This is a genomic window from Kosakonia quasisacchari (assembly GCF_004331415.1).
Classification (GTDB): domain Bacteria; phylum Pseudomonadota; class Gammaproteobacteria; order Enterobacterales; family Enterobacteriaceae; genus Kosakonia; species Kosakonia quasisacchari.
On sequence record NZ_SJOP01000004.1, the window covers coordinates 205,026 to 228,472 of the forward strand.

The 23,447-nt window shown below is 50.9% G+C and carries 25 protein-coding genes and 1 tRNA gene; 5 read left to right on the top strand and 21 right to left on the bottom strand.

Translation table 11 applies throughout. The annotated features are described in order from the left end of the window. Positions 1-62: 62 nt before the first annotated feature. The 9 genes from E0L21_RS06295 to rlmE form a co-directional block, all read right to left on the bottom strand. Positions 63-2,402, bottom strand: a complete 2,340-nt coding sequence (locus E0L21_RS06295; RefSeq protein WP_235855207.1) for a TcfC E-set like domain-containing protein — start codon at positions 2,400-2,402, stop codon at positions 63-65. Between the two features lie 116 nt (positions 2,403-2,518). Further along, positions 2,519-3,040: a CS1 type fimbrial major subunit gene (locus E0L21_RS06300; protein WP_131407775.1), complete on the bottom strand. Its 522-nt coding sequence runs from the start codon at positions 3,038-3,040 to the stop codon at positions 2,519-2,521. Between the two features lie 62 nt (positions 3,041-3,102). Continuing rightward, entirely contained in the window at positions 3,103-3,843 is a 741-nt protein-coding gene (locus E0L21_RS06305) for a hypothetical protein (protein ID WP_456237411.1), read from the bottom strand. Positions 3,844-4,383: 540 nt separating this feature from the next. Further along, a tRNA-Leu gene (locus E0L21_RS06315) sits at positions 4,384-4,470 on the bottom strand. Between the two features lie 12 nt (positions 4,471-4,482). Beyond that, the gene (gene secG / locus E0L21_RS06320; protein WP_131407913.1) at positions 4,483-4,815 is read right to left on the bottom strand and encodes a preprotein translocase subunit SecG; all 333 of its coding nucleotides are present in this window, start codon (positions 4,813-4,815) and stop codon (positions 4,483-4,485) included. 223 nt (positions 4,816-5,038) lie between these two features. Beyond that, positions 5,039-6,379 (bottom strand): phosphoglucosamine mutase, encoded by a 1,341-nt coding sequence (glmM, locus tag E0L21_RS06325; protein WP_131407781.1) that lies wholly within the window; start codon positions 6,377-6,379, stop codon positions 5,039-5,041. Further along, positions 6,372-7,220, bottom strand: a complete 849-nt coding sequence (folP, locus tag E0L21_RS06330) for a dihydropteroate synthase (RefSeq protein WP_131407783.1) — start codon at positions 7,218-7,220, stop codon at positions 6,372-6,374. The genes glmM and folP overlap by 8 nt, the downstream gene beginning before the upstream one ends. A 99-nt stretch (positions 7,221-7,319) precedes the next feature. Then, complete coding sequence (ftsH, locus tag E0L21_RS06335; protein WP_131407785.1) at positions 7,320-9,251, bottom strand: ATP-dependent zinc metalloprotease FtsH; 1,932 nt, start codon at positions 9,249-9,251, stop codon at positions 7,320-7,322. Positions 9,252-9,353: 102 nt separating this feature from the next. Next, positions 9,354-9,980, bottom strand: coding sequence for a 23S rRNA (uridine(2552)-2'-O)-methyltransferase RlmE (rlmE, locus tag E0L21_RS06340; protein WP_020455430.1), 627 nt, complete (start codon positions 9,978-9,980; stop codon positions 9,354-9,356). 118 nt (positions 9,981-10,098) lie between these two features. Here rlmE and yhbY point away from each other — a divergent pair, with 118 nt between their 5' ends. After that, positions 10,099-10,392, top strand: coding sequence for a ribosome assembly RNA-binding protein YhbY (yhbY, locus tag E0L21_RS06345; RefSeq protein WP_131407787.1), 294 nt, complete (start codon positions 10,099-10,101; stop codon positions 10,390-10,392). Between the two features lie 152 nt (positions 10,393-10,544). Here the strand turns inward: yhbY and greA are convergent, their stop codons facing one another. Continuing rightward, entirely contained in the window at positions 10,545-11,021 is a 477-nt protein-coding gene (gene greA / locus E0L21_RS06350) for a transcription elongation factor GreA (protein ID WP_131407789.1), read from the bottom strand. Positions 11,022-11,268: 247 nt separating this feature from the next. Here greA and dacB point away from each other — a divergent pair, with 247 nt between their 5' ends. Next, positions 11,269-12,702 carry a serine-type D-Ala-D-Ala carboxypeptidase gene (gene dacB / locus E0L21_RS06355; protein ID WP_131407791.1) on the top strand — a complete coding sequence of 478 codons (1,434 nt, stop codon included), beginning with the start codon at positions 11,269-11,271 and terminating at the stop codon, positions 12,700-12,702. A 77-nt stretch (positions 12,703-12,779) separates the two neighbouring features. On the opposite strand, the gene cgtA is transcribed toward dacB, so the two are convergent. The 4 genes from cgtA to rplU all read right to left on the bottom strand — a co-directional run bounded on the left by cgtA (position 12,780) and on the right by rplU (position 15,620). After that, on the bottom strand, positions 12,780-13,955 hold the full coding sequence (gene cgtA, locus E0L21_RS06360; protein ID WP_131407793.1) for an Obg family GTPase CgtA: 1,176 nt from the start codon (positions 13,953-13,955) through the stop codon (positions 12,780-12,782). A gap of 15 nt (positions 13,956-13,970) precedes the next feature. Continuing rightward, the gene (locus E0L21_RS06365) at positions 13,971-14,936 is read right to left on the bottom strand and encodes a DMT family transporter (RefSeq protein WP_131407795.1); all 966 of its coding nucleotides are present in this window, start codon (positions 14,934-14,936) and stop codon (positions 13,971-13,973) included. 94 nt (positions 14,937-15,030) lie between these two features. Next, positions 15,031-15,288 carry a 50S ribosomal protein L27 gene (rpmA, locus tag E0L21_RS06370; protein WP_017457338.1) on the bottom strand — a complete coding sequence of 86 codons (258 nt, stop codon included), beginning with the start codon at positions 15,286-15,288 and terminating at the stop codon, positions 15,031-15,033. A gap of 20 nt (positions 15,289-15,308) precedes the next feature. Further along, a complete protein-coding gene (rplU, locus tag E0L21_RS06375) occupies positions 15,309-15,620 on the bottom strand; it encodes a 50S ribosomal protein L21 (protein ID WP_003025032.1) in 312 nt (103 codons plus the stop codon). A 259-nt stretch (positions 15,621-15,879) separates the two neighbouring features. Here rplU and ispB point away from each other — a divergent pair, with 259 nt between their 5' ends. After that, entirely contained in the window at positions 15,880-16,851 is a 972-nt protein-coding gene (gene ispB / locus E0L21_RS06380) for an octaprenyl diphosphate synthase (RefSeq protein WP_131407797.1), read from the top strand. Positions 16,852-17,065: 214 nt separating this feature from the next. Continuing rightward, positions 17,066-17,341, top strand: coding sequence for a DNA-binding transcriptional regulator SfsB (gene sfsB, locus E0L21_RS06385; RefSeq protein ID WP_131407799.1), 276 nt, complete (start codon positions 17,066-17,068; stop codon positions 17,339-17,341). 94 nt (positions 17,342-17,435) lie between these two features. Here the strand turns inward: sfsB and murA are convergent, their stop codons facing one another. The 7 genes from murA to mlaF all read right to left on the bottom strand — a co-directional run bounded on the left by murA (position 17,436) and on the right by mlaF (position 22,232). Further along, positions 17,436-18,695, bottom strand: coding sequence for a UDP-N-acetylglucosamine 1-carboxyvinyltransferase (murA, locus tag E0L21_RS06390; protein ID WP_131407801.1), 1,260 nt, complete (start codon positions 18,693-18,695; stop codon positions 17,436-17,438). Positions 18,696-18,747: 52 nt separating this feature from the next. Then, complete coding sequence (ibaG, locus tag E0L21_RS06395; protein ID WP_017457333.1) at positions 18,748-19,002, bottom strand: BolA family iron metabolism protein IbaG; 255 nt, start codon at positions 19,000-19,002, stop codon at positions 18,748-18,750. Between the two features lie 126 nt (positions 19,003-19,128). Then, positions 19,129-19,422: a lipid asymmetry maintenance protein MlaB gene (gene mlaB, locus E0L21_RS06400; RefSeq protein WP_131407803.1), complete on the bottom strand. Its 294-nt coding sequence runs from the start codon at positions 19,420-19,422 to the stop codon at positions 19,129-19,131. After that, positions 19,419-20,057, bottom strand: coding sequence for a phospholipid-binding protein MlaC (mlaC, locus tag E0L21_RS06405; protein ID WP_020455437.1), 639 nt, complete (start codon positions 20,055-20,057; stop codon positions 19,419-19,421). The genes mlaB and mlaC overlap by 4 nt, the downstream gene beginning before the upstream one ends. 16 nt (positions 20,058-20,073) lie before the next feature. Then, the gene (gene mlaD, locus E0L21_RS06410; RefSeq protein ID WP_017457330.1) at positions 20,074-20,625 is read right to left on the bottom strand and encodes an outer membrane lipid asymmetry maintenance protein MlaD; all 552 of its coding nucleotides are present in this window, start codon (positions 20,623-20,625) and stop codon (positions 20,074-20,076) included. A 4-nt stretch (positions 20,626-20,629) separates the two neighbouring features. Further along, positions 20,630-21,412, bottom strand: coding sequence for a lipid asymmetry maintenance ABC transporter permease subunit MlaE (mlaE, locus tag E0L21_RS06415; RefSeq protein WP_017457329.1), 783 nt, complete (start codon positions 21,410-21,412; stop codon positions 20,630-20,632). A 7-nt stretch (positions 21,413-21,419) separates the two neighbouring features. After that, positions 21,420-22,232, bottom strand: a complete 813-nt coding sequence (mlaF, locus tag E0L21_RS06420; protein ID WP_131407805.1) for a phospholipid ABC transporter ATP-binding protein MlaF — start codon at positions 22,230-22,232, stop codon at positions 21,420-21,422. Positions 22,233-22,461: 229 nt separating this feature from the next. Between mlaF and E0L21_RS06425 the strand changes: the two genes are divergently transcribed. Further along, positions 22,462-23,436, top strand: a complete 975-nt coding sequence (locus E0L21_RS06425; RefSeq protein WP_131407807.1) for a calcium/sodium antiporter — start codon at positions 22,462-22,464, stop codon at positions 23,434-23,436. Positions 23,437-23,447: the final 11 nt, after the last annotated feature.

A 23,447-nucleotide genomic window follows, 5' to 3' on the forward strand; every position in this document is an offset into this window, starting at 1 on the left:
ACACACGCTATATATCTCGCGACCGGAAAGAGCCCCCAGAATTCAGTCTGCCTTAAGACACATTACTTCTCTACTGTGCTCGCAATCTGGCAGCGGACGGCACTGATAAACTGCACCTTTTTATTCTTATCCAGCCCGGAAGGAAGTACGCACTGTAGCGAGGGTAAACCGTTTTCCGCCTGTATGGTAAGCAAGCGATTAGCAACGCCCGTGTCCAGCGTCAGAACACCTTCCGCATTTACGATACTTCCGCCAACATCACTTCTGACGTAACGGTTTTTAACCGCCTTACCCTGCTCATCTTGCAACATGCCAACCAGCGTAAACGTCTTCACCGTTTTGACATTCACGTACTGCACGCTACCACGGCTCATCTGGACACTTTGGCGTTCAGGGAATACCTGCACACTGTCACTGCCCCGCGCGCTAAACTGAATGTCGCTTTTTTTCCACAGTTCAGCGGGCAAAATATTCCGGCCCGGTTTAAGGCTGGTCTCACTCATGCTGCCGGATGCCAAAATGCGGGTCTCGTTATCATCGGCATCCACATCAACAATCACAGCAGACTCCATACCGCTATTGTTACCGTTGACCGAAGCGACCTTACCGCCGCCGATAACCAACGCCTGGCTCAGGTTAGCACCAGCAGTATTGATTTTGCTCTGCAGCCCGCGTTGCGCATAGAAATTACCATTTACCCATGGTGTATCTATCGCCCCGTTACCGTTAAGCATGGTTTCAGCCGCATTCCAGGAAACCCCTCCACCTAAACTACGGATGGTCTCTTTTTCCGTTGGCTCCCACTGATACTGTAAGCTTGAATAGCTCTTCGCTTGTTCCATACCTGTGCTCAAGGAAACAGAGTGATCACTGGAAGGGGATAACGCAATCGACACGCTGAATGACACTCCGCGATCGCGGCGTTTGTCGTTGAATCCTGGTCGATCGTACATGCCCAACCGAAAACTCATGCTACGGTCATAAAAGCGAGTTTGCGTTGATAACGCGACATCTGCGGCCACACCTTTACGCCACACCGTATCCATATATTGTGTGTTCAGAATCAACGATGAGGACCACGGCAACCTTGATGATAAAGACGCCCCCCACGTCTCCCCCTTCTGACGCGAACGAACCCGGTGGCCGTAAACATCGGTGAGGGTTGAACGCCAGAAAAAGCTGGCTGTGCCACCGGCGTACAAATTACGGTAATAACGGATGTCTGTATCCTGGTTAGCCTGGTGCTCCGAATTGCCGACAGTATATTGCGCAAGCAATCGGTCATTTTGCGAAAGCGTAATATTGGCTCGCGTTCGCACATGTCGATCTTTTGCTGTGGCTGCGCCAGTAAATGCCACGGTCGCCTGGGGATGAACCAATAACTCCAGGCCACCACCCATCGCGAAAGGGTTACCGTCTACCGTATTCATATCACCCGTTGCCAGGGTACGGCGCTGCCCGCTCCACAGATTCATACGCCAGCGTTGGTTTGGATTGCTCCACCCCTGCAACTTGAAAATTTGCGCTTCCTGCGTGTCGACAACCTGGCCGTTCTCAATGATTTTGATAGTGATATCGTAGATACCAATAGGCAACGGACGAGTATCCAGCGCCTGCACTCCCGGCTGAAGTTGCTGGGTACGGATCATTTGTCCATTTCGCCAGACTTCCGCAATTGACTGGCTGCGCCCTGTAACGTAAACAGGCCAGGCGCTGACGCTATCGGAAGTCATAAGCAACGCATCAGAAGTTCCCCACATACCGCCAACAACAGTGTCGTAGCCAAACCCGGAAGCCTGCACGTTCCCGGTATCGCTGTCCGGAGTGAATAGTCCCAACCGGATAAAACTGCCCTGCAGCTCTTTTTGCGTAAAGAGTTGATAAAGACTGGAGCTGTTGTATTGGTAGCGACCACTTGTACCCGATGACTGAAATGCAGCCAGTTGGCTCCATCCGCCAAGTGATGATGTGAGTGAGGAGTTGATCCCCCAACTACGCATTGCTGCAGCCTCAGAAAACGAGACATCATTATTCATGATTAGCCCAGCGGGCGTATCTTCAGGCACGGCAAGATAATTACCTGCAACCTGGCTGGTTTCGTAGTTGGTGGTATAAAGTTTTAACGCTGAGTTCTCCAGCGAATATTCTACCTGCATCAGCCCTGATGGACAGGATACGGTACATTTCCCCACCGAAACGCCTTTACTGAGCAAATCCGACCAAACCGTATTGGTTTCTGGATCGCTGTTCTGTTGTTCTTCAATGATGCGGAGAAGTTTGATGTCACCATTCTCTTTAAGAGAGACGCTGGCATCGAAAATGTAGTTGTCGTTCAGATATACCTGAACGACAACTTCAGAATTATAAAAATACCGCTTAAAATCTTCTGGCAATCCTTTCATGTTAGCAGCCAGTTGCATATCATTTGCCGAAACAATGAATGGAACAGCAGCAAGAAAGATTAATGATATTTTCATAATATTCAGTGACAAGCTTTTAAATGATTAAGCGAAAAGAATTAAGGAGTAACAATCTCTTCTTCGAAAATCATGGCAACCTGCCCGGTAAAATCACCCTGCACAGCGAGAGGCTGAGTGTCTTTCTGGCTAATGCGCAGCATCGTACGTCCACCTGCTTGTGCCGCAGTCGCATCGACTACAGTCTTCGCGGTATCACTTAATTCAACGCCGTTGAATTCCACTTTAAGCGGAATAGTGTCTGAACCGTTAGATAAAATGGTCTCACCGTTGGAATCCGTATTTGTCAATGTTGCACGAATACCGCCAGAAATATTTTTATACTGAAATTGCTTCTCAAAATTTTTCAGTTTAGAGGTAGTAAGATCATATTCAATTTCCTGAGCTTGATGGATCCATCCACTTTCTACAGGTTCAATTTGAAAGTCATCACTAGGAATATGAGCGTAGACATCAATAGTATAGCTTTGCTGATTAACAGCCATTGCTGCTGTGCTACCGAACACGGATAAAGACAGAGCACTAGTGATTAAACAAACTTTCGCGATTTTATGAGATAACATGGCAAGTCCCTTAATTTGATATATAAAAAGCATGCTGCTTATTTACAACTTACTGCGTAATACTAGAAACGTAGTTTCTTTCGGTTTTCCCCTTCGATAAGGGTGAAATAGGTAGTACGCCCTTTACTTTTTTCTACTGCTTTGCTTTTACCTGGTAGTAGAAAAAGGCGCGTAGCGCTGCTGCACTCTGTACCAACTGAAGTGCAACTGCGAATATCTTCGAGAACAATCGTGGCATTGCCTTTGTTTGTTACCCGAATAACCTCAGGGAGTGACGATTCAACCTGAGTATTAAAAATCGGTTTCGACGGCTGCACAATAACCAACGTGCCATAGCCCGCCATTACATTCAGCCCGGCCGTTAATGCCTTTTTACGGTAATCAGCAACTTCTTTACCACTTAACCCGAAACCATCATCCTTTTGCGGAAGAACTGGGACAAATCGTACACGGTAATATTTTTCGACATTTCGGTCGCCCGGCCACATAAATCTAGCCGACTGAAAGCCGGATGGCGGAATAATCATACGCAGTGGTGTGACAATGAGTCTTTCTTTTTGCAAAGAATTACCAGAAACTTCTTTAACTGGCGACTCAACAACTTTCCCGCTTTTATGAATATTAACTTCCAACATATCCACCCGGACAAATGCCGTTGACGACCCGGTATTATAAATACGCTTATTAATAGACTGAGATTCAGGTGACATAATGTCATACATGCTTCCTATTCCAATTTCAGGAAGCGCAAAAGCTGCAGGCATTTTCAACCCAAAAATAAGAGCCAGAGAAAATGGAGCAATCTTTTTTAATAAATATACGCAATACATATTCGGTATCCAGACAACGCTAAAAACGAGGCAAAGATAATCACGCCTCGAAATTAAAGCAACCGAAGAGATGAAGATTAATAAATAATTAAAAACCGAATCTTGATCAATTTTACTCCTCAGACCAGTAAATAAATTTTTGATAATGACATATGTCAATGATTTTAAAGATTAATATGAAATTAATGCGTTTTTATCTTGCCCTTTAACTAGCCATTGTTAATGGCTAGCAGGATAGCGCCTTGCTCAGGACGATTTTCTTGTATTAATCGTAGAATTAATAAGTTGTGAAGCAATTACCTTCTGAATACATAGAAAGGATTTGAGGTTTGAGGTTGAAGGTTGAAGGTTGAAGGTTGAAGGTTGAAGGTTGAAGGTTGAAGGTTGAAGGTTGAAGGTTGAAGGTTGAAGGTTGAAGGTTGAAGGTTGAAGGTTGAAGGTTTGGCAATGATCATCAATGGAGTAAATGCGAGGCAAAAAAAAGACATCTTGCGATGTCTTTTTCCGGAATATTGGTACCGAGGACGGGACTTGAACCCGTAAGCCCAATCGGGCACTACCACCTCAAGGTAGCGTGTCTACCAATTCCACCACCTCGGCACGACTTACTTCTTAGTGCGGGATATCGCTGCTCGGCTGTGCCGGAGCTACAGGCTGAGTTTGTTCACTCTTCGCCGGTGCGCTCAAATTATCCCACTCGCTTCCTTTATTGGTTTTATTGCTGTTAATGTTGCCCAGCACAAGGCTAATAATAAAGAACAGAGTTGCCAGCACAGCTGTCGCACGGGTCATGAAGTTACCAGAACCACTTGAACCGAACAGCGTACCGGACGCGCCAGCGCCAAAGGAGGCTCCCATGTCAGCGCCTTTACCTTGCTGCAGCATGATCAGGCCTACAAGAGCCAGCGCCACAATAAGGAAAATAACTAAAAGAGCTTCGTACATAATCAACCTGTTCCTTGCGGGGTTGCCGCAGCCAATGCTTCAAACCAATAAAAGTGGGATATTTATTGCTTTCCCACTGAAGCGGGTGTGAATACTAACCAAAGCGAATGACCTTCGCAAGGGCAATTTAAGTGCATTTCATCAAGTGCGGAAAAAAACAGCAAAATTGCGATCTCTGGCTACTAAAAAGAGGCAATAGCCGCCTTTTTAAGCACTTATCGCGCTATTTTACAGCCTTAACTGCATCGGCAATGCGATTCGCGAGCGATGTCACTTGCGCCTCGTCTTCCCCTTCTACCATGACGCGAATTAACGGCTCAGTACCGGATTTACGCAATAGCACACGACCGCGGCCAGCCAGTGTCGCTTCCACTTCTGCCGTCACCGTTTTGACCGTCTCGTCTTCCAGCGGATCGCCAATGCCTGCAGTAAAACGCACGTTCACCAGCACCTGCGGGAACATCTTCATGCCGCTGCATAAATCATGCAAAGACATGTGGTTACGTACCATTGCAGCAACCACCTGCAAACCGGCCACGATACCGTCTCCGGTCGTCGTTTTATCCAGCAAAATCACATGACCGGAGTTTTCAGCGCCGATGCGCCAGCCCTTCTCCTGCATTTTTTCCAGCACATAACGGTCGCCCACTTTCGCGCGAGCAAAGGGTATGCCCAGTTGCTTAAGCGCCAGTTCAAGCCCCATATTGCTCATGAGAGTGCCAACTGCGCCACCGCGCAGCTGCCCCTGGCGCAGCCCCTCGCGGGCAATGATATACATGATTTGATCGCCATCGACCTTGTTACCTTCGTGATCGACCATGATGACGCGGTCACCGTCACCATCAAAGGCAATGCCCAAATCGGCTTTCTCAACCAGAACGCGCTGCTGCAGCGCGGCCACATCCGTCGCGCCACATTTTTCGTTGATGTTCACGCCATCCGGATCACACCCGATAGCAATAACCTTCGCTCCCAGTTCGCGAAAAACACTCGGTGCAATGTGGTAAGTCGCACCATTAGCGCAATCAACCACGATTTTTAACCCATTCAGGCTCAGTTCATTCGGAAACGTCGCCTTGCAAAACTCAATATAACGTCCAGCGGCATCAACAATACGACTGGCCTTACCCAGCTCGGCGGAGTCGACGCAGGTAAGCTCTTTTTCCATCTCGGCTTCAATCGCCTCTTCTACTGCATCCGGCAGTTTTGTGCCGTCAATAGAGAAGAATTTGATGCCATTGTCATAGAAAGGATTATGCGAAGCCGAAATCACGATTCCCGCTTCTGCTCGGAATGTGCGCGTGAGATAGGCTACCGCCGGCGTTGGCATTGGTCCGGTAAAGGACGCGGAAAGACCAGCCGCCGCAAGACCGGCCTCCAGAGCGGATTCCAGCATGTAACCCGAAATGCGGGTGTCTTTACCAATGATGATTTTACGCGATCCATGGCGCGCCAGTACTTTCCCGGCAGCCCAGCCCAGCTTTAGTACAAAATCTGGGGTGATCGGTGCGTCGCCCACACGGCCGCGAATACCATCAGTGCCAAAATATTTACGATTACTCATAGCGTTTGTTTTCCTTCGCTGACAGCGTGGCTTCCACCACCCGCATAGCTTCTACTGTTTCTTTTACATCGTGAACACGAATAATGTGTGCGCCTTGCATTGCCGCGATCACTGCGCAAGCCAGACTACCGCTTAACCGCTCGGAGGGGCCGACATTAAGTAGCTGGCCGACCATCGATTTACGCGACATTCCGACCAACAGAGGTAATCCAAAATGATGAAACTCAGCCAGGCGGGTAAGCAATTCATAATTGTGGGACAGATTTTTACCGAAACCGAATCCCGGGTCGAGCAACAATTTCTCTTTTGAGATCCCAGCCTGTTCGCATCGTGCTATATGCTCGATAAAAAAGTGATTCACATCGGCAAACACATCATCATATTTCGGCGCTTCCTGCATGGTTTTTGGCTGGCCTTGCATATGCATCAGGCAAACCGGCAGTCCGGTTTGTGCAGCAGCTTCCAGCGCGCCCGGTTCTGTTAATGAGCGGATATCATTAATGATGTGTGCACCTACTCGCGCTGATTCGCGAATGACTTCAGGTTTAGATGTGTCGACGGAAATCCATACCTCAAAACGCTGTGCGATGGCTTCAACGACCGGGATTACGCGTTCAAGTTCCTCTTCTACGCTAACATCGACCGCCCCAGGACGCGTCGATTCCCCACCGATATCCACAATTGTCGCCCCCGCATTGATCATCAGGTTCGCGTGCTTCACCGCCTCGATCAATGTGTTATGTGCACCACCATCAGAAAAAGAATCCGGCGTTACATTGAGGATGCCCATTACATGGGGGTGAGACAAATCCAGTGTTGAGCCCTGAGCATGGAGTTTCATGACTAAAAATCCCTGAGGTTGTGGCGATTAGAAATTAAAAGAAAAACCCCGGAGCAAGCCCCGGGGTTTTCATTAAAAGCAGATCATCAGCGCAAATACTTATTTGTCGCCCAGCTGTTCTGACATGGTATTGCCCGGGTTTGGCGTACGCGGTTCATCAACCGGACGCGGCGCTCGCGGCGTACCATTATTGTCAGAGTTGTTCGCACCAGGTTCTTCCCAACCTGCTGGCGGACGAACATCACGACGTGACATCAAGTCATCAATCTGCGGTGCATCGATGGTCTCATATTTCATCAGAGCATCTTTCATCGCATGCAGAATATCCATATTCTCATTGAGCAGTTGACGTGCGCGATTGTAGTTACGTTCAATAAGCAATTTCACTTCCTGGTCGATGATTCGTGCGGTTTCATCGGACATATGTTTCGCTTTTGCAACGCTACGGCCCAGGAAAACTTCGCCTTCCTCTTCCGCATAAAGCAGCGGACCGAGTTTGTCGGAGAAGCCCCACTGGGTGACCATGTTACGCGCCAGGTTAGTCGCGACTTTAATATCGTTCGACGCACCGGTAGAAACATGTTCAACACCGTAAATGATCTCTTCTGCCAGACGACCACCGTACAGCGTTGAAATCTGACTTTCCAGTTTCTGACGGCTGGCGCTAATCGCATCACCTTCCGGCAGGAAGAACGTCACACCCAGCGCACGGCCGCGCGGAATAATCGTCACTTTATGCACCGGATCGTGTTCCGGTACCAGACGACCAATAATCGCATGACCTGCTTCGTGGTATGCCGTGGACTCTTTCTGCGCTTCGGTCATCACCATGGAGCGGCGTTCAGCACCCATCATGATTTTGTCTTTCGCTTTTTCAAACTCGACCATCGACACGACGCGTTTGTTACCACGAGCGGCAAACAGCGCAGCTTCGTTGACCAGGTTCGCCAGATCGGCACCGGAGAAGCCTGGCGTCCCGCGCGCGATGATTGCAGCATCAACATCCGGCGACAGCGGCACACGGCGCATATGGACTTTCAGGATCTGTTCACGGCCGCGAACATCCGGCAGACCGACAACAACCTGGCGGTCAAAACGCCCCGGGCGCAACAAAGCAGGGTCGAGTACGTCAGGACGGTTAGTCGCGGCAATAACGATAATACCTTCGTTGCCTTCGAAACCATCCATCTCAACTAGCATCTGGTTCAGCGTCTGTTCACGCTCATCATGACCACCGCCAAGACCCGCGCCACGCTGGCGGCCTACGGCGTCGATTTCATCGATGAAGATAATGCACGGCGCTGCTTTCTTCGCTTGCTCGAACATGTCACGCACACGAGATGCACCAACACCAACGAACATTTCTACAAAGTCAGAACCGGAAATGGTGAAGAACGGCACTTTCGCTTCACCGGCGATCGCTTTCGCCAGCAGCGTTTTACCCGTACCCGGAGGACCGACCATCAGGACGCCTTTCGGGATTTTACCGCCCAGTTTCTGGAAACGGCTCGGCTCACGCAGATATTCAACCAGCTCGCCAACTTCTTCTTTTGCTTCGTCGCAACCGGCAACGTCAGCGAAAGTCGTTTTGATCTGATCTTCCGTAAGCATACGCGCCTTGCTCTTGCCGAACGACATGGCACCTTTGCCACCGCCGCCCTGCATCTGACGCATAAAGAAAATCCAGACCCCAATCAGCAGCAGCATCGGGAACCAGGAAATGAAGATAGTCGTCAGCACGCTCTGCTCTTCAGGCGGTTCACCTACAACCTTGACGTTTTTCGTCACCAGGTTGTCGAGCAGTTTCGGATCCTGGACCGGGATGTAAGTCGTGTAACGGTTACTATCTTTCTTGGTAACGTTGATCTCACGTCCGTTGATACGCGCTTCGCGAACCTGGTCCTGGTTGACCTCTTGCAGGAAGGTAGAATAGTCCACCTTACGGCTATTCGACTCGCTGGGCCCAAAGCTCTGGAATACTGACATCAGCACGACGGCAATGACCAGCCAGAGTATTAGGTTTTTCGCCATGTCACTCAAGGGATTAACCTCATATTACAACTGTGTTAAAAACAGCGTCAGGATACAACATAACCCATCTCTTTCAAACCAAAGGCCGAAATCGACGGGGTATCATTTTCGCCCGGTCGCTACAATATACACTTCACGTGAACGCGCACGTGAAGAGTCCGGTTTACGCACTTTAACCTTCGTAAACAGGGAGCGAATTTCGGTGAGATACTCATCGAAACCTTCGCCCTGGAACACCTTCACTAAAAAACTTCCGCCCGGCGCCAACACATCACGGCACATCTCCAGCGCCAGCTCCACAAGATACATGGAACGGGGGATATCAACAGCAGGCGTGCCGCTCATATTCGGTGCCATATCTGACATGACAACCTGAACTTTACTGTCGCCAACGCGATCCAGTAACGCTTTCAGAACTAATTCATCACGAAAATCGCCCTGAAGGAAGTCCACACCAACGATTGGATCCATCGGTAAAAGATCGCAAGCGATGATACGTCCGTTGCCACCAATCTGTGTGACCGCATATTGCGACCATCCACCTGGGGCAGCGCCCAGATCGACAACCGTCATACCCGGCTTAAAAAGTTTGTCACTTTGCTGTATTTCATCAAGTTTAAACCAGGCACGGGAACGCAACCCTTTTTTCTGCGCCTGTTGAACATATTTATCGCTAAAGTGTTCCTGAAGCCAGCGGCTCGAGCTGGCAGAACGCTTTTTACCTGTCATTTAACTTTCCATCTGGGTTCATCGTCGACATCGAGAAATTTCGACGCGCAATTTGGCGATATAGTGGAGATGGCGGTAGAATGACCCGTTTTCAATCCCAACGTAAGCAAAATATACGATGAATCTGAGTACTAAACAAAAACAGCACCTGAAAGGTCTGGCACATCCGCTCAAGCCAGTAGTTATGCTTGGCAATAATGGTTTGACCGAAGGGGTACTGGCCGAGATTGAACAAGCGCTAGAGCACCATGAACTTATCAAGGTGAAGATCGCCTCTGAAGACAGAGAAACTAAGACCTTGATCGTGGAAGCTATCGTTCGCGAAACCGGCGCCTGCAATGTACAGGTCATCGGTAAAACGCTGGTGCTTTATCGCCCAACCGCAGAGCGTAAAATTCCACTGCCACGCTAAGGATATCCTGAATTGAACACAAAATCTGTGTAAAACGAGGGGTTTCCGCCAGCAGACGTGCAAAATGCCACGCTCCTGGAATTCATAAAAGGCCGCAGTGCGGCCTTTTTCTTTTCTTTACAATCCGTCAACAATCGACGCGAATGCAAACATCAAAGATATTCCACTTTGATAATTTCGTATTCCACTTCGCCGCCCGGCGTGCGAATCACCACCACATCGTCTTGTTCTTTACCTACCAGGCCGCGGGCAATAGGTGAATTGACTGAAATCAGGTTCTGTTTAAAGTCGGCTTCATCATCGCCAACAATGCGATAAGTCTGCTCTTCGTCATTATCGAGGTTCAATACCGTGACGGTGGAGCCAAAAATGACACGACCGCTTTTCGGCATTTTAGAAATGTCGATTACCTGCGCATTAGACAGTTTTGCTTCGATATCTTTAATTCGCCCTTCGCAGAAACCCTGCTGCTCGCGCGCTGCGTGATATTCCGCATTTTCTTTCAGATCGCCATGTTCGCGGGCATCCGCGATGGCGGCGATAATTTCAGGGCGACGAACGGATTTCAGAAACTCCAGTTCTTCGCGCAATTTTTCGGCACCACGTAAGGTCATCGGAATAGCTTGCATTGTTATACCTCTTGAACATTCCTGTAGGGAGCGGTAACCCACCCCATCTGATCTACCTCCCCCGTACACCGGCATATACCGTCGGGCAGGAGCAAAAGAAAACTGACCCGGGGACAAAGCCCCAGGTCAGCGCAATTTTTCAATTTGATACGTATTTTACCCGGAAGTTCACTATGGGTCATCGTTTACTTTCCGGGTCGTTGCGCCGTAGTATGACGGCTTGTTTACTGCTTCCTAGCGCGAGATTATGCGATTTTCCAGCTTTATCATCGGATTGACCACAAGTATAGCCCTGAACGTTCAGGCCGCGAATGTAGACGAATACATAAACCAATTGCCGGATGGTGCAAACCTGGCGCTGATAGTGCAAAAAGTCGGAGCTCAGGCGCCAGAAATTGATTACCACGGTAAACAAATGGCGCTGCCAGCCAGCACACAGAAGGTCATCACCGCCCTGGCCGCCCTGTTGCAACTTGGGCCGGACTTTCGCTTTACAACCACCCTGGAAAGCAAAGGTTCTGTCGAGAACGGTACGCTAAAAGGCGATTTAATTGCGCGATTTGGCGGCGATCCGACGCTAAAACGTCAGGATATTCGTAATATGGTCGCGGCGCTGAAAAAGTCAGGTGTGCAGAAAATCCAAGGTAATGTGCTTGTCGATACCTCTATTTTTGCCAGCCATGATAAAGCGCCTGGCTGGCCGTGGAACGACATGACGCAGTGCTTTAGCGCACCACCTGCTGCAGCGATTATCGATCGTAACTGCTTCTCGATTTCGCTCTACAGCGCGCAAAAACCAGGCGATTTGGCTTATATCCGCATCGCGAATTATTATCCGGTGAATATGTTCAGCCAGGTGCGTACACTCGCGCGCGGCTCCGCAGAGGCGCAGTATTGCGAACTGGATGTCGTCCCTGGCGATTTAAATCGCTTTACACTAACGGGATGCCTGCCGCAGCGTGCCGACCCGCTCCCGCTGGCTTTCGCTATTCAGGACGGTGCAAGTTACGCAGGTGCGATTCTGAAAGCAGAATTAAACGATGCCGGCATCACTTATACCGGTACACTGCTGCGTCAAACGCAAGAGAACGAGGCCGGCACTGTCATTGCCAGCAAACAGTCGGTGCCGCTTCACGATCTGCTAAAGCAGATGCTGAAAAAATCAGACAATATGATCGCTGATACAGTGTTTCGTATGATTGGTCATGCGCGTTTTGGTGTACCGGGTACCTGGCGAGCAGGCTCGGATGCAGTACGGCAGATCCTGCGCCAGCAAGCTGGCGTCGATCTCGGTAACACCATCATCGCTGATGGTTCCGGTTTGTCGCGGCATAACCTTCTGGCGCCAGCCACAATGATGCAAGTTCTGCAATACATTGCGCAGCATGACACCGAGCTCAATTTCATCTCAATGCTGCCGCTGGCGGGCTATGATGGCTCCCTGCAGTATCGAGCAGGCCTGCATGAAGCGGGTGTAGACGGCAAAGTTTCGGCCAAAACAGGTTCCTTGCAAGGCGTGTATAACCTGGCGGGCTTTATCACCACCGCGAGCGGTCAGCGGATGGCTTTCGTGCAGTATCTCTCCGGCTATGCGGTTGAACCTGCGGATCAACGTAATCGCCGCATTCCGCTGGTGCGTTTCGAAAGCCGTCTGTACAAAGATATCTACCAGAACAATTAACAAAAATGCCGGGGAGCGTGTGCTGACCCGGCATTTTGTTGGCGAAACACCCCGTTTAACCGGGAAAATCGCAGCGATTAGCGCTTGTAGATGAACTCAACGCCTTCTTCGTCGTCTTCATCCCAGTCGTCATCCCACTCTTCGTCTTCTTCAACCACTTCTGCTTCTTCAAGCTGCTGGCGATGATAATCATCCCACATAAACTCGACTTTCTCAGGCTGCTGCTCTTCCTGCGCCTGGGTAATCGGGTTTTCGATGATAAAGGTCATCACATCCCAGCACAGGTCTTTAACGCCCTGCTGGCTGGCAGCTGAGATAAGATAAAATTTATCCTCCCAACCCAGTGCCTCAGCGATGGCTTTTGCTTTCGCTTCTGCTTCCGCTTTATCCATCAGATCGATTTTGTTGAAGACCAACCAACGCGGTTTGGCAGCCAGTTTCTCGCTATATTTTTCCAGTTCACCGATGATGATACGGGCATTTTCAGCCGGATCGGAACCATCGATTGGATCGATATCGATCAGATGCAGCAGGACGCGGCAGCGTTCCAGATGTTTCAGGAAACGGATCCCGAGGCCTGCACCATCAGCAGCGCCCTCAATCAATCCCGGAATATCGGCAACCACAAAGCTCTTTTCATTATCCATACGGACAACGCCAAGGCTCGGCACCAGTGTGGTAAACGGATAATCCGCCACTTTTGGTTTTGCGGCCGATACCGCGCGAATAAATGTCGATTTGCCTGCGTTAGGCATACCAAGCATACCCACGTCGGCCAACAGCATCAGTTCCAGCTGCAGATCGCGCTTGTCGCCCGGCGTGCCCATGGTTTTCTGACGGGGCGAACGGTTAACCGAGGATTTAAACCGCGTGTTACCCAGACCATGCCAGCCACCTTTTGCGACCATCAGACGTTGACCATGCTTAGTCATATCGCCCATCGTTTCGCCGGTCCCCTGGTCGATAACACGCGTACCTACCGGTACTTTCACCGTAATATCTTTCCCGCGTTTTCCCGTACAGTCACGACTCTGACCATTCTGTCCGCGTTCAGCACGGAAAGATTTTTCAAAACGGTAATCAATCAGGGTATTGAGGTTTTCGTCCGCTTCCAGCCAGACATCGCCGCCATCACCACCGTCGCCGCCATCAGGGCCGCCTCTCGGGATATACTTTTCGCGGCGGAAGCTCACACACCCGTTACCGCCATCACCTGCCACGACAAGGATCGTAGCTTCATCAACAAACTTCATTTTACTCTCCGTAACTCATTCGCCTGAGCGGGGCACAGTGGCGACCACTTCGCGATTGCGCCAGCGTCCCAAAAGACGGTGGCCAATAGCGGAAAACATCGCGCCCGCAACCACGACAAACGCACCGAGATAACCGATAAGGTTTAACATCGGTCTGGCGAAAACATCGGGCCAGGCCATTGATAATAAATCTGAAAAAAACAGCGTAAAGAGCGGTGTCAGCGTGATTAATGCGCTCACCTGCGCCGCCTGCCAGCGAGCCATCGCTTCCGCCAGCGCGCCATAACCCACCAGCGTATTGAGGCCACAAAACACCAGGCAAGCCAGTTGCCAGTCACTCAACTGAAGCAGCACGGCGGGTTTTGCCAACGGCAACAACGCAATTGTACACAAAGTGTACAGCAAAAAGAGGATCTGCTGGGAGGCCAGGCGCCGCAATAACACTTTTTGCGCGACGCCGTAACTAACCCACACCGTGGCTGCTCCGACGCCAAAAATTACGCCCCAGGTGTAATCCGTCAGGCGGGTAAAAATCTCCGCCAGGCTGGTATTAAAAAACATCACCAGACCACAGATAAGCATCAGCGCGCCGATAACCTGAGTGCCGCGCATTTTCTCCTTGAGAATAACAACGCTGGCAATCATCATGCCCACAGGCGAAAGTTGACCGATCACCTGCGAAGCCGTCGGGCTAACGTATTGCAGGGAAGAGCTGAAGAGGATGAAATTCCCGAACAGCCCGCCAGTGGCAATGGCCAGCAAAACTAACCAGCGCGGCTTGCGAAAAAGATGCAGTGGAGGCAGTTTTTTTTTCCAGCCGAGAATCAAGCCAAGGCCGATTCCCGCCATCAAAAAGCGATAAAACACCACCGTTGGCGGTTCCATCACTTCCAGCACCTGCTTCATGGCGATGGGTAACGCACCCCAGCACATCGCGGTTGTGAGCGCCAGCGCAATGCCGATGCCTGCCTGCTGTTTCATGCCCGTATTCCCTGCCAGAATTTACCGGACTTCTAATGTAAAAAGCCCCGCAACGTGTTGCGGGGCTTTCTTCCGTTACCGGGACGCGAAAAACTTATTCAGCAACGATGCTGATGAATTTACGGTTTTTCGGGCCTTTAACTTCGAACTTAACTTTACCGTCAGTCAAAGCGAACAGAGTGTGGTCACGGCCGCAACCTACGTTAGAACCAGCGTGGAATTTGGTGCCACGTTGACGAACGATGATGCTACCTGCCAGTACTGCTTCACCGCCGAAGCGTTTTACGCCCAGACGTTTAGCTTCTGAATCGCGACCGTTACGAGTTGAGCCGCCAGCCTTTTTATGTGCCATTTAAATCTACTCCTCAGGTCTTAGGCGCTGATGCCAGTAATTTTCACATCAGTAAACCACTGACGGTGGCCCTGCTGCTTACGGTAGTGTTTACGACGACGAAACTTAACAATTTTAACTTTCTCGCCACGACCATGAGCAACAACTTCAGCTTTGATTACGCCGCCATCAACGAAAGGAACGCCGATTTTGACTTCTTCACCGTTAGCGATCATCAGAACTTCAGCGAATTCAACAGATTCGCCAGTTGCGATGTCCAGCTTTTCCAGGCGAACGGTCTGACCTTCGCTTACTCGGTGTTGTTTACCACCACTTTGGAAAACCGCGTACATATAAAACTCCGCTTCCGCGCACATATTCTGATCAATTCAGAGTGCGCTAAAAATATTCATAATAGGGCGCGAATATTACGCAACTTGCTAGCCTTTGACAAGAGTGATCGTCACTCCATGCAGAAAAAAAACACAACACGTAAGGTAACGTTTATCTGGCGCATTTTTTCAGTACAATCAACAATACTATTCTAACCCGTAACCCTTTGTTATCCCATTTTGCTATGTGGTAAACAGGACTGAAAGCCCGGCTTTTGCGATGAATTTAGAAAAAATCAATGAGTTAACCGCGCACGATATGGCGGGTGTAAACGCGACGATTCTGCAACAACTCAACTCGGATGTTCAGTTAATCAACCAGTTGGGTTATTACATCGTAAGCGGCGGCGGCAAACGCATCCGTCCGATGATTGCCGTGCTGGCGGCGCGAGCCGTTGGCTATGAGGGCAATTTGCATGTCACTATTGCCGCATTAATCGAATTTATTCACACCGCGACCCTTCTCCATGACGATGTCGTGGACGAGTCCGACATGCGCCGCGGCAAAGCCACCGCTAACGCGGCCTTTGGCAACGCAGCGAGCGTATTGGTCGGCGATTTTATCTACACCCGCGCTTTCCAGATGATGACCAGCCTCGGCTCGTTGAAAGTGCTGGAAGTGATGTCCGAAGCCGTAAATGTGATTGCTGAAGGCGAAGTCCTGCAGTTAATGAACGTCAACGACCCGAATATCACTGAAGAAAACTATATGCGCGTCATTTACAGCAAAACCGCCCGTCTGTTTGAAGCGGCGGCTCAGTGCTCCGGCTTGCTGGCTGGCTGTACGGAAGCGCAGGAAAAAGGGTTGCAGGATTACGGTCGCTATCTGGGAACGGCTTTTCAGCTCATCGATGATTTGCTTGATTACAGTGCAGACGGTGAAACGCTCGGCAAAAACACCGGCGATGACCTGAATGAAGGCAAACCGACGTTACCGTTGTTACATGCCATGCATAACGGCACACCAGAACAAGCACAGATGATCCGCGAAGCTATCGAACAAGGAAATGGCCGACACCTTCTGGAACCTGTTCTGGAAGCAATGGCGGCCTGCGGCTCACTGGAGTGGACGCGTCGTCGTGCGGAAGAAGAAGCGGATAAAGCGATTGCTGCTTTACATGTTCTGCCGGATTCACCGTGGCGCGAAGCGTTGGTCGGTCTTGCCCACATCGCCGTTCAGCGCGATCGTTAATCTTTCCAGGTTCCCGCGCATTGTCGCGGGAAAGTTCCAATAAGTTTCTTTAAACCACGTCAAAACCAAAAATAACCAGCAATATCAAGCCTTGTCATAATCCTAAAACGCAAAATATTACATGAGCTTTTCAGAACAAACGCTCCCATATGCGTATAGTAAGTAGCGTTGTTGACGTAAATAATTGACACCTATTTTCTATCAGGGAGATGTTATGGAAACAAAAGTAATGGACTGGCACCAGGCGGATATCATTGCCGGGCTGCGTAAGAAAGGAACATCGCTGGCTGCAGAATCCCGTAAAAACGGGTTAAGCTCATCGACCCTCGCTAACGCTCTGACCCGCTCCTGGCCAAAAGGGGAATTGATTATTGCGCGTGCGCTGGATACCGATCCCTGGGTTATCTGGCCATCACGTTACCATGATCCTGTCACCCATGAATTTATCGATAAGACGAAGCTGATCAGGAAAAAAAGGGAGGAAAAATAAGCGGCCATGCAAGTAGCACCTCCCCTTGCTTGCCAGAACAGGCGATAGAAAAAAAGGGAGCCAAGGCTCCCTTCTTACCGTTCAGCAGACAGGCTTATTCGTCTTTGATGCGCTCAATATTCGCGCCAAGCGCACTGAGTTTATCTTCAATACGCTCGTAGCCACGATCGATATGATAGATACGATCAACGATGGTGGTTCCTTCCGCAATACAACCCGCCAGCACAAGACTTGCAGAGGCGCGTAAATCGGTTGCCATGACCTGCGCACCGGAGAGCTTTTCTACACCGTGGCAAATCGCTGTATTGCTTTCGATTTCCGCGTGAGCACCCATACGGATCAGCTCAGGGATATGCATGAAACGGTTTTCGAAGATGGTCTCGGTGATAACTCCCGTACCTTCAGCCACCAGGTTCAGCAGCGTGAATTGCGCCTGCATATCGGTCGGGAACCCCGGATGCGGAGCCGTGCGCACGTTCACTGCTTTCGGGCGCTTACCATGCATATCAAGGCTAATCCAGTCTTCGCCAACCTCAATATCCGCACCAGCATCACGCAGCTTAGCCAGCACCGCGTCAAGCGTATCGGGCTGGGCGTTACGGCAGACAATTTTACCGCCAGAGATCGCCGCCGCGACCAGGAAAGTCCCGGTTTCGATACGATCAGGCAGGACGCGATAAACTCCGCCACCCAGACGTTTCACCCCTTCGATGGTGATGCGATCGGTTCCCATACCGGTGATTTTTGCACCGAGGGTATTGAGGAAGTTTGCCGTATCAACAATTTCCGGCTCACGGGCGGCGTTTTCGATAATAGTCGTACCTTCCGCCAGCGTCGCGGCAGACATAATGGTTACTGTCGCGCCAACGCTTACTTTATCCATCACAATATGTGCGCCTTTCAGACGCCCATTAACGGAAGCTTTGACGTAGCCCTCTTCCAGCTTGATCTCCGCGCCCAGTTGTTCCAGGCCGGTAATGTGCAGATCAACCGGACGCGCGCCAATCGCACAACCGCCAGGCAGAGAGACCTGCCCCTGACCAAAACGCGCAACCAACGGCCCCAGCGCCCAAATAGATGCGCGCATTGTTTTCACCAGCTCGTACGGTGCGCAGAAAACATTGACGTCGCCCGCATCGATCCACACGGATCCATTACGTTCCACCTTGGTGCCCAACTGGCTGAGCAGCTTCATGGTGGTATCGATATCTTTCAGTTTCGGAACGTTACGGATTTCAACCGGTTCTTCCGCCAGCAACGCGGCAAAAAGAATCGGCAGCGCGGCGTTTTTCGCGCCTGAAATTGTCACTTCGCCCTGGAGACGCGTCGGCCCCTGTACACGAAACTTATCCATTCATCTGATCTCTGTTAAGAATTCACACGCGCAGTGGGTTTATCCCCTGCGCTCAAAAGCCGTTAAGTTTGCGATCCCGCGCCCACTCCGCTGGAGTGTAGGCCTTGATCGACAGGGCATGGATACGGTTGTCTGCGATGTATTCCATCAGCGGGCCATAAATGGTCTGTTGTTTCTTGACCCGACTCATGCCGTCGAAAATCTCACCCACAGCAACAACCTGAAAGTGACTGCCATCGCCAGTGACGTGGGCTTCCTGGAGAGAGAGTGCGTTCATCAACACCGTCTGAATTTCATGATTTTCCATGGGTGTAAATATCATCTAATAGTGAAAACAGTCACACATCTTAGAGGAAAGTGGCGTCGGCTTAAACAAGCAAAAAGCCCCATCAATATAAAGGATGGGGCTTTAAGTAGTAACGCATTGAAAAAATTAGTGAGGCAATACATCCTGCGGCAAATTATAGAGCGCAGCGAGGGTGGACACATTCTCACTCACTCCGGCAAGCACAACATTGCTCCCCTGTTTTTTGCCCTGCGCCACCAGATGTACCAGCAGCGCGACGCCAGCGGTATCAACGCGTGACACACCGTGTAAGTCGATGCAGGTTACCCCTCTCATCGCCTCCACGCGCGCTTCCCACAGCGGGTTTAAGAGGTTCTGATCCAGTTCGCCCAACAGTTTCAGGCAGTCTCCGTTGCGCGCCCAGCTTAGACTGGCTGTCATTGCTTTTTCTCGTCCAGGGTAATTTTCTGGCGGGAAATAGATTGCAGTTCGGCGGTTAAACCGTCGATGCCTTTGGTGCGTAGCAGATCGCTCCACTCGTTCTGTTTGGTCGTGATCATGCTCACCCCTTCGGCAATCATGTCATAAGCCTGCCAGTTGCCGCTCTGCGTGTTTTTACGCCACTGGAAATCCAGGCGCACCGGCGGACGACCATTCGGATCGATGATGGTCACACGGATCGGCACAATCGTCGCATCGCCCAACGGCTGCTCCGGCGCAATCTGGTAGGTCTGGCCGTGGTACATTGCCAGCGCCTGGCCGTATGCCTGTTTCAGGTATTCGCGAAATGCAGCGAAATAGGCTTCGCGCTGCGCGGGCGTCGCTTCTTTGTAATAACGGCCCAGCACCAACGCACCAGCGTATTTCACCTGCACGTAGGGCAGCAGTTCCTGATCGACAACATCGCGCAAGTAGTCCGGGTTCGCACGGATTTTTGGCTGCTCATTTTTGAGGCGATCGAAGGTTTTCTGTGCCGCGTCTTTCATTGCGGCGTAAGGGTTAGCTTGATCGGCCGCCATCGCAGCACCCAGCGGTGCAATCACCAGCAGGGCAACCATTAATAGACGTTTAAACATGCGTCAATTCTCCTCGTTAATTCGTCTGCCCAGCAGACGGTGCGGCTTGAGTATTCCCTGCATCGTGGGCTGCCGCATCGCCTGAATTCTTATTGTCACCGCCTTTACTGTTGTAAAGGAATTGTCCGATAAGATCCTCAAGCACGATGGCGGACTTGGTATCCTGAATGGTGCTTCCTTCTTTAAGCATAGAAGTTCCCATCTCCGGATCGTCAAAGCCAACATTCAGCGCCAGATACTGCTCACCTAACAACCCGGAAGTGCGGATCGCCAGCGAGCTGGTATCCGGGATCTGGTTGTAACGCTCTTCAATATCAAGCGCGACACGCGGCAGATAGGTTTTGGGATCGAGAGAGATATCCGCAACGCGCCCGATCACTACTCCGCCAATTCTCACTGGCGAATGTGCTTTCAGACCGCCAATATTGTCAAAGGTGGCATAGACACGGTAAGTCGGTTCGGTGCGCATTGAAGCGACATCCGCCGCTTTTAAGCAGATAAAGAGTCCAGCCAGCAGCGCCAGCACAAGGAAAACACCGACCCAAATTTCACTTTTTTTCGTTTGCATGAACTCAATTCCCAAACATCAGTGCGGTGAGCACAAAATCAAGGCCAAGCACGGCCAACGAGGAGTGCACAACGGTGCGTGTTGTCGCCCGGCTAATGCCGGCAGAAGTCGGGATCGCATCATAACCATTAAATAACGCAATCCAGGTCACAGTGATGGCAAACACCACACTTTTAATCAGACAGTTAACCAGATCCATCCGCCATTCAACGGCGTTTTGCATCGCGGTCCAGAAAAAGCCCGTATCAATACCTTTCCAGTTAACGCCAACCAGCGAACCGCCCCAAATACCGACAGCGACAAAGATAATGGTCAACAGCGGTAGCGAGATGACTCCCGCCCAAAATCGCGGCGAAATCACGCGTCGCAGCGGGTCAACCGCCATCATTTCAAGGCTGGAAAGCTGTTCGGTTGCACGCATCAAACCAATTTCAGCAGTCAATGCAGAACCCGCACGGCCAGCAAACAACAGCGCGGCGACAACTGGCCCCAGCTCGCGCAGCAGCGACAACGCCACCAGCATGCCAAGACTGGTTTCCGCGCTGTAGGTGGTCAACACCAGGTAACCCTGCAGACCAAGCACCATACCGATAAACACGCCGGAAACAATAATAATGAGCATCGACAAAACGCCGACATTATAAAGCTGGCGAACTAGCAGCGGCGCGTGTTTGCGGAATTCGGGTTTACCCACCACCGCGTTGAAGAGCATCAAACCAGCGCGCCCGAACGTCGCGATCGTTTTGATCCCGCGGTGCCCAAGCGATGCCAGTGCATTTAGCAGCATGAGCGTCTTAACTCCCTGTTTCTAATAAATCGGTCTGATAATCACCCGCAGGGTAGCGGAACGGAACCGGGCCATCGGCAATACCATCCAGGAACTGACGCACGCGCGGATCGCTGTTCTCCTGCAGCCCCTGCGCACTGCCGTGGGCAACAATTTTCCTGTCAGCCACAATATAGGCGTAGTCAGCAATACTCAGCACTTCAGGAACATCATGGGAAACCACAATACAGGTGACGCCCAGCGCGCTATTCAGCTCGGAGATCAACTTCACCAGCACTCCCATCGTAATAGGATCCTGGCCAACAAAAGGTTCATCGAACATGATCAGGTCCGGCTCCAGCGCAATGGCTCGTGCCAGTGCGGCGCGCCGCGCCATACCGCCGGAGAGTTCTGATGGCATTAAGTCCGCCGCACCGCGCAGCCCTACCGCTTCCAGCTTCATCATCACCGTGCTTCGCAGCAACGGTTCGGGCAGCCGAGTGTGCTCACGCAAAGGATAGGCAACGTTGTCAAAAACGTTCATATCGGTAAACAACGCGCCAGACTGAAACAGCATGCTCATTCTCTTGCGTACGGTGAACAGACGCGAACGGGTCATCCCCGGCACGTTTTCGCCATCGAATAAAATCTCACCGCCATCAGGCGGAATCTGTCCACCGATCAGACGCAAGAGCGTCGTTTTGCCGATCCCTGAAGGTCCCATAATGGCGGTGATTTTACCGTGCGGTACCGTCAGTGAAATATTGTCAAAGATTGGGCGGCTGCCGCGGGAGAAGCTGACGCCACGAACATCGACCAAATTCGCCACAGTCTGGCTCATTTCCTCTTCCTTATAAGCCTCGTCGGCCACAAGCATGACGCTTGATAACATCACGAACCCAACATTTTTACAGAATATTACCTGCTGAGGTTAGCGAAAGCTGGCATTTGTTTTACTTTTGAGCCGCATAAAGTCAAAATTAGGAATCATTACGCTACGCGGAACTCCCGGTTTTACCCGGCATGGCAGCCTGCGAGCCGGCGGATTATACCTGAAGAAAGGATGTTAGATGCTTTTAGCGACGGCGCTATTGATAATTGGTTTACTCTTAGTGGTCTACAGTGCCGATCGTCTGGTGTTCGCTGCTTCGATCCTTTGCCGCACATTCGGCGTACCGCCTTTAATCATCGGCATGACCGTTGTAAGCATCGGTACCTCTCTGCCCGAGATAATCACCTCCGTTGCCGCATCCCTGCATGGCCAGTTGGATCTGGCTATCGGCACTGCGATCGGCTCTAACATCACTAATATCTTGTTAATCCTCGGCGTCGCCGCTCTTTTACACCCTTTTACCGTACATTCCGATATTCTGCGTCGCGAATTGCCGTTAACCTTGGTAGCCAGCCTGCTGGCAGGCGTGGTGTTGTACAATGGGCACCTCAGCCGCTTTGACGGCATTATTTTACTGTTATTAGCCGTGCTATGGCTGGTGTTCATTGTTAAAATTGCCCGCCTGGCAGAGCGCCAGGGCAACGACAGTCTCACCCGAGAGCAGTTGGCGGAGTTGCCGAGAGACGGCAGCCTTTCGGTCGCGTTCCTCTGGCTGGGCGTAGCATTAATTATTATGCCGATGGCAACACGTATGGTGGTGGATAACGCAACAGTGGTAGCGAACTACTTTGCTATCAGCGAGCTGACCATTGGCCTGACGGTGATTGCTATCGGTACTGGCCTGCCTGAACTGGCGACAGCGATTGCCGGTGCGCGCAAAGGTGAAGACGATATCGCGATTGGCAATATTATTGGTTCAAACATTTTTAACATTGCTCTCGTACTGGGTTTGCCTGCATTGATTGCGCCGGGCGACTTTAACCCGATAGCCTTTACGCGTGATTATGGCGTGATGTTGCTGGTCAGTGCTCTTTTTGCCCTGATTTGCTGGCGACGTAAGCAAATCAGCAGAGGTGTCGGTGCACTGTTGTTCGGCGGGTTTATCGTATGGCTGGCGCTGCTCTACTGGCTGTCGCCGCTTTTGACTGGATAATCGGATACGCA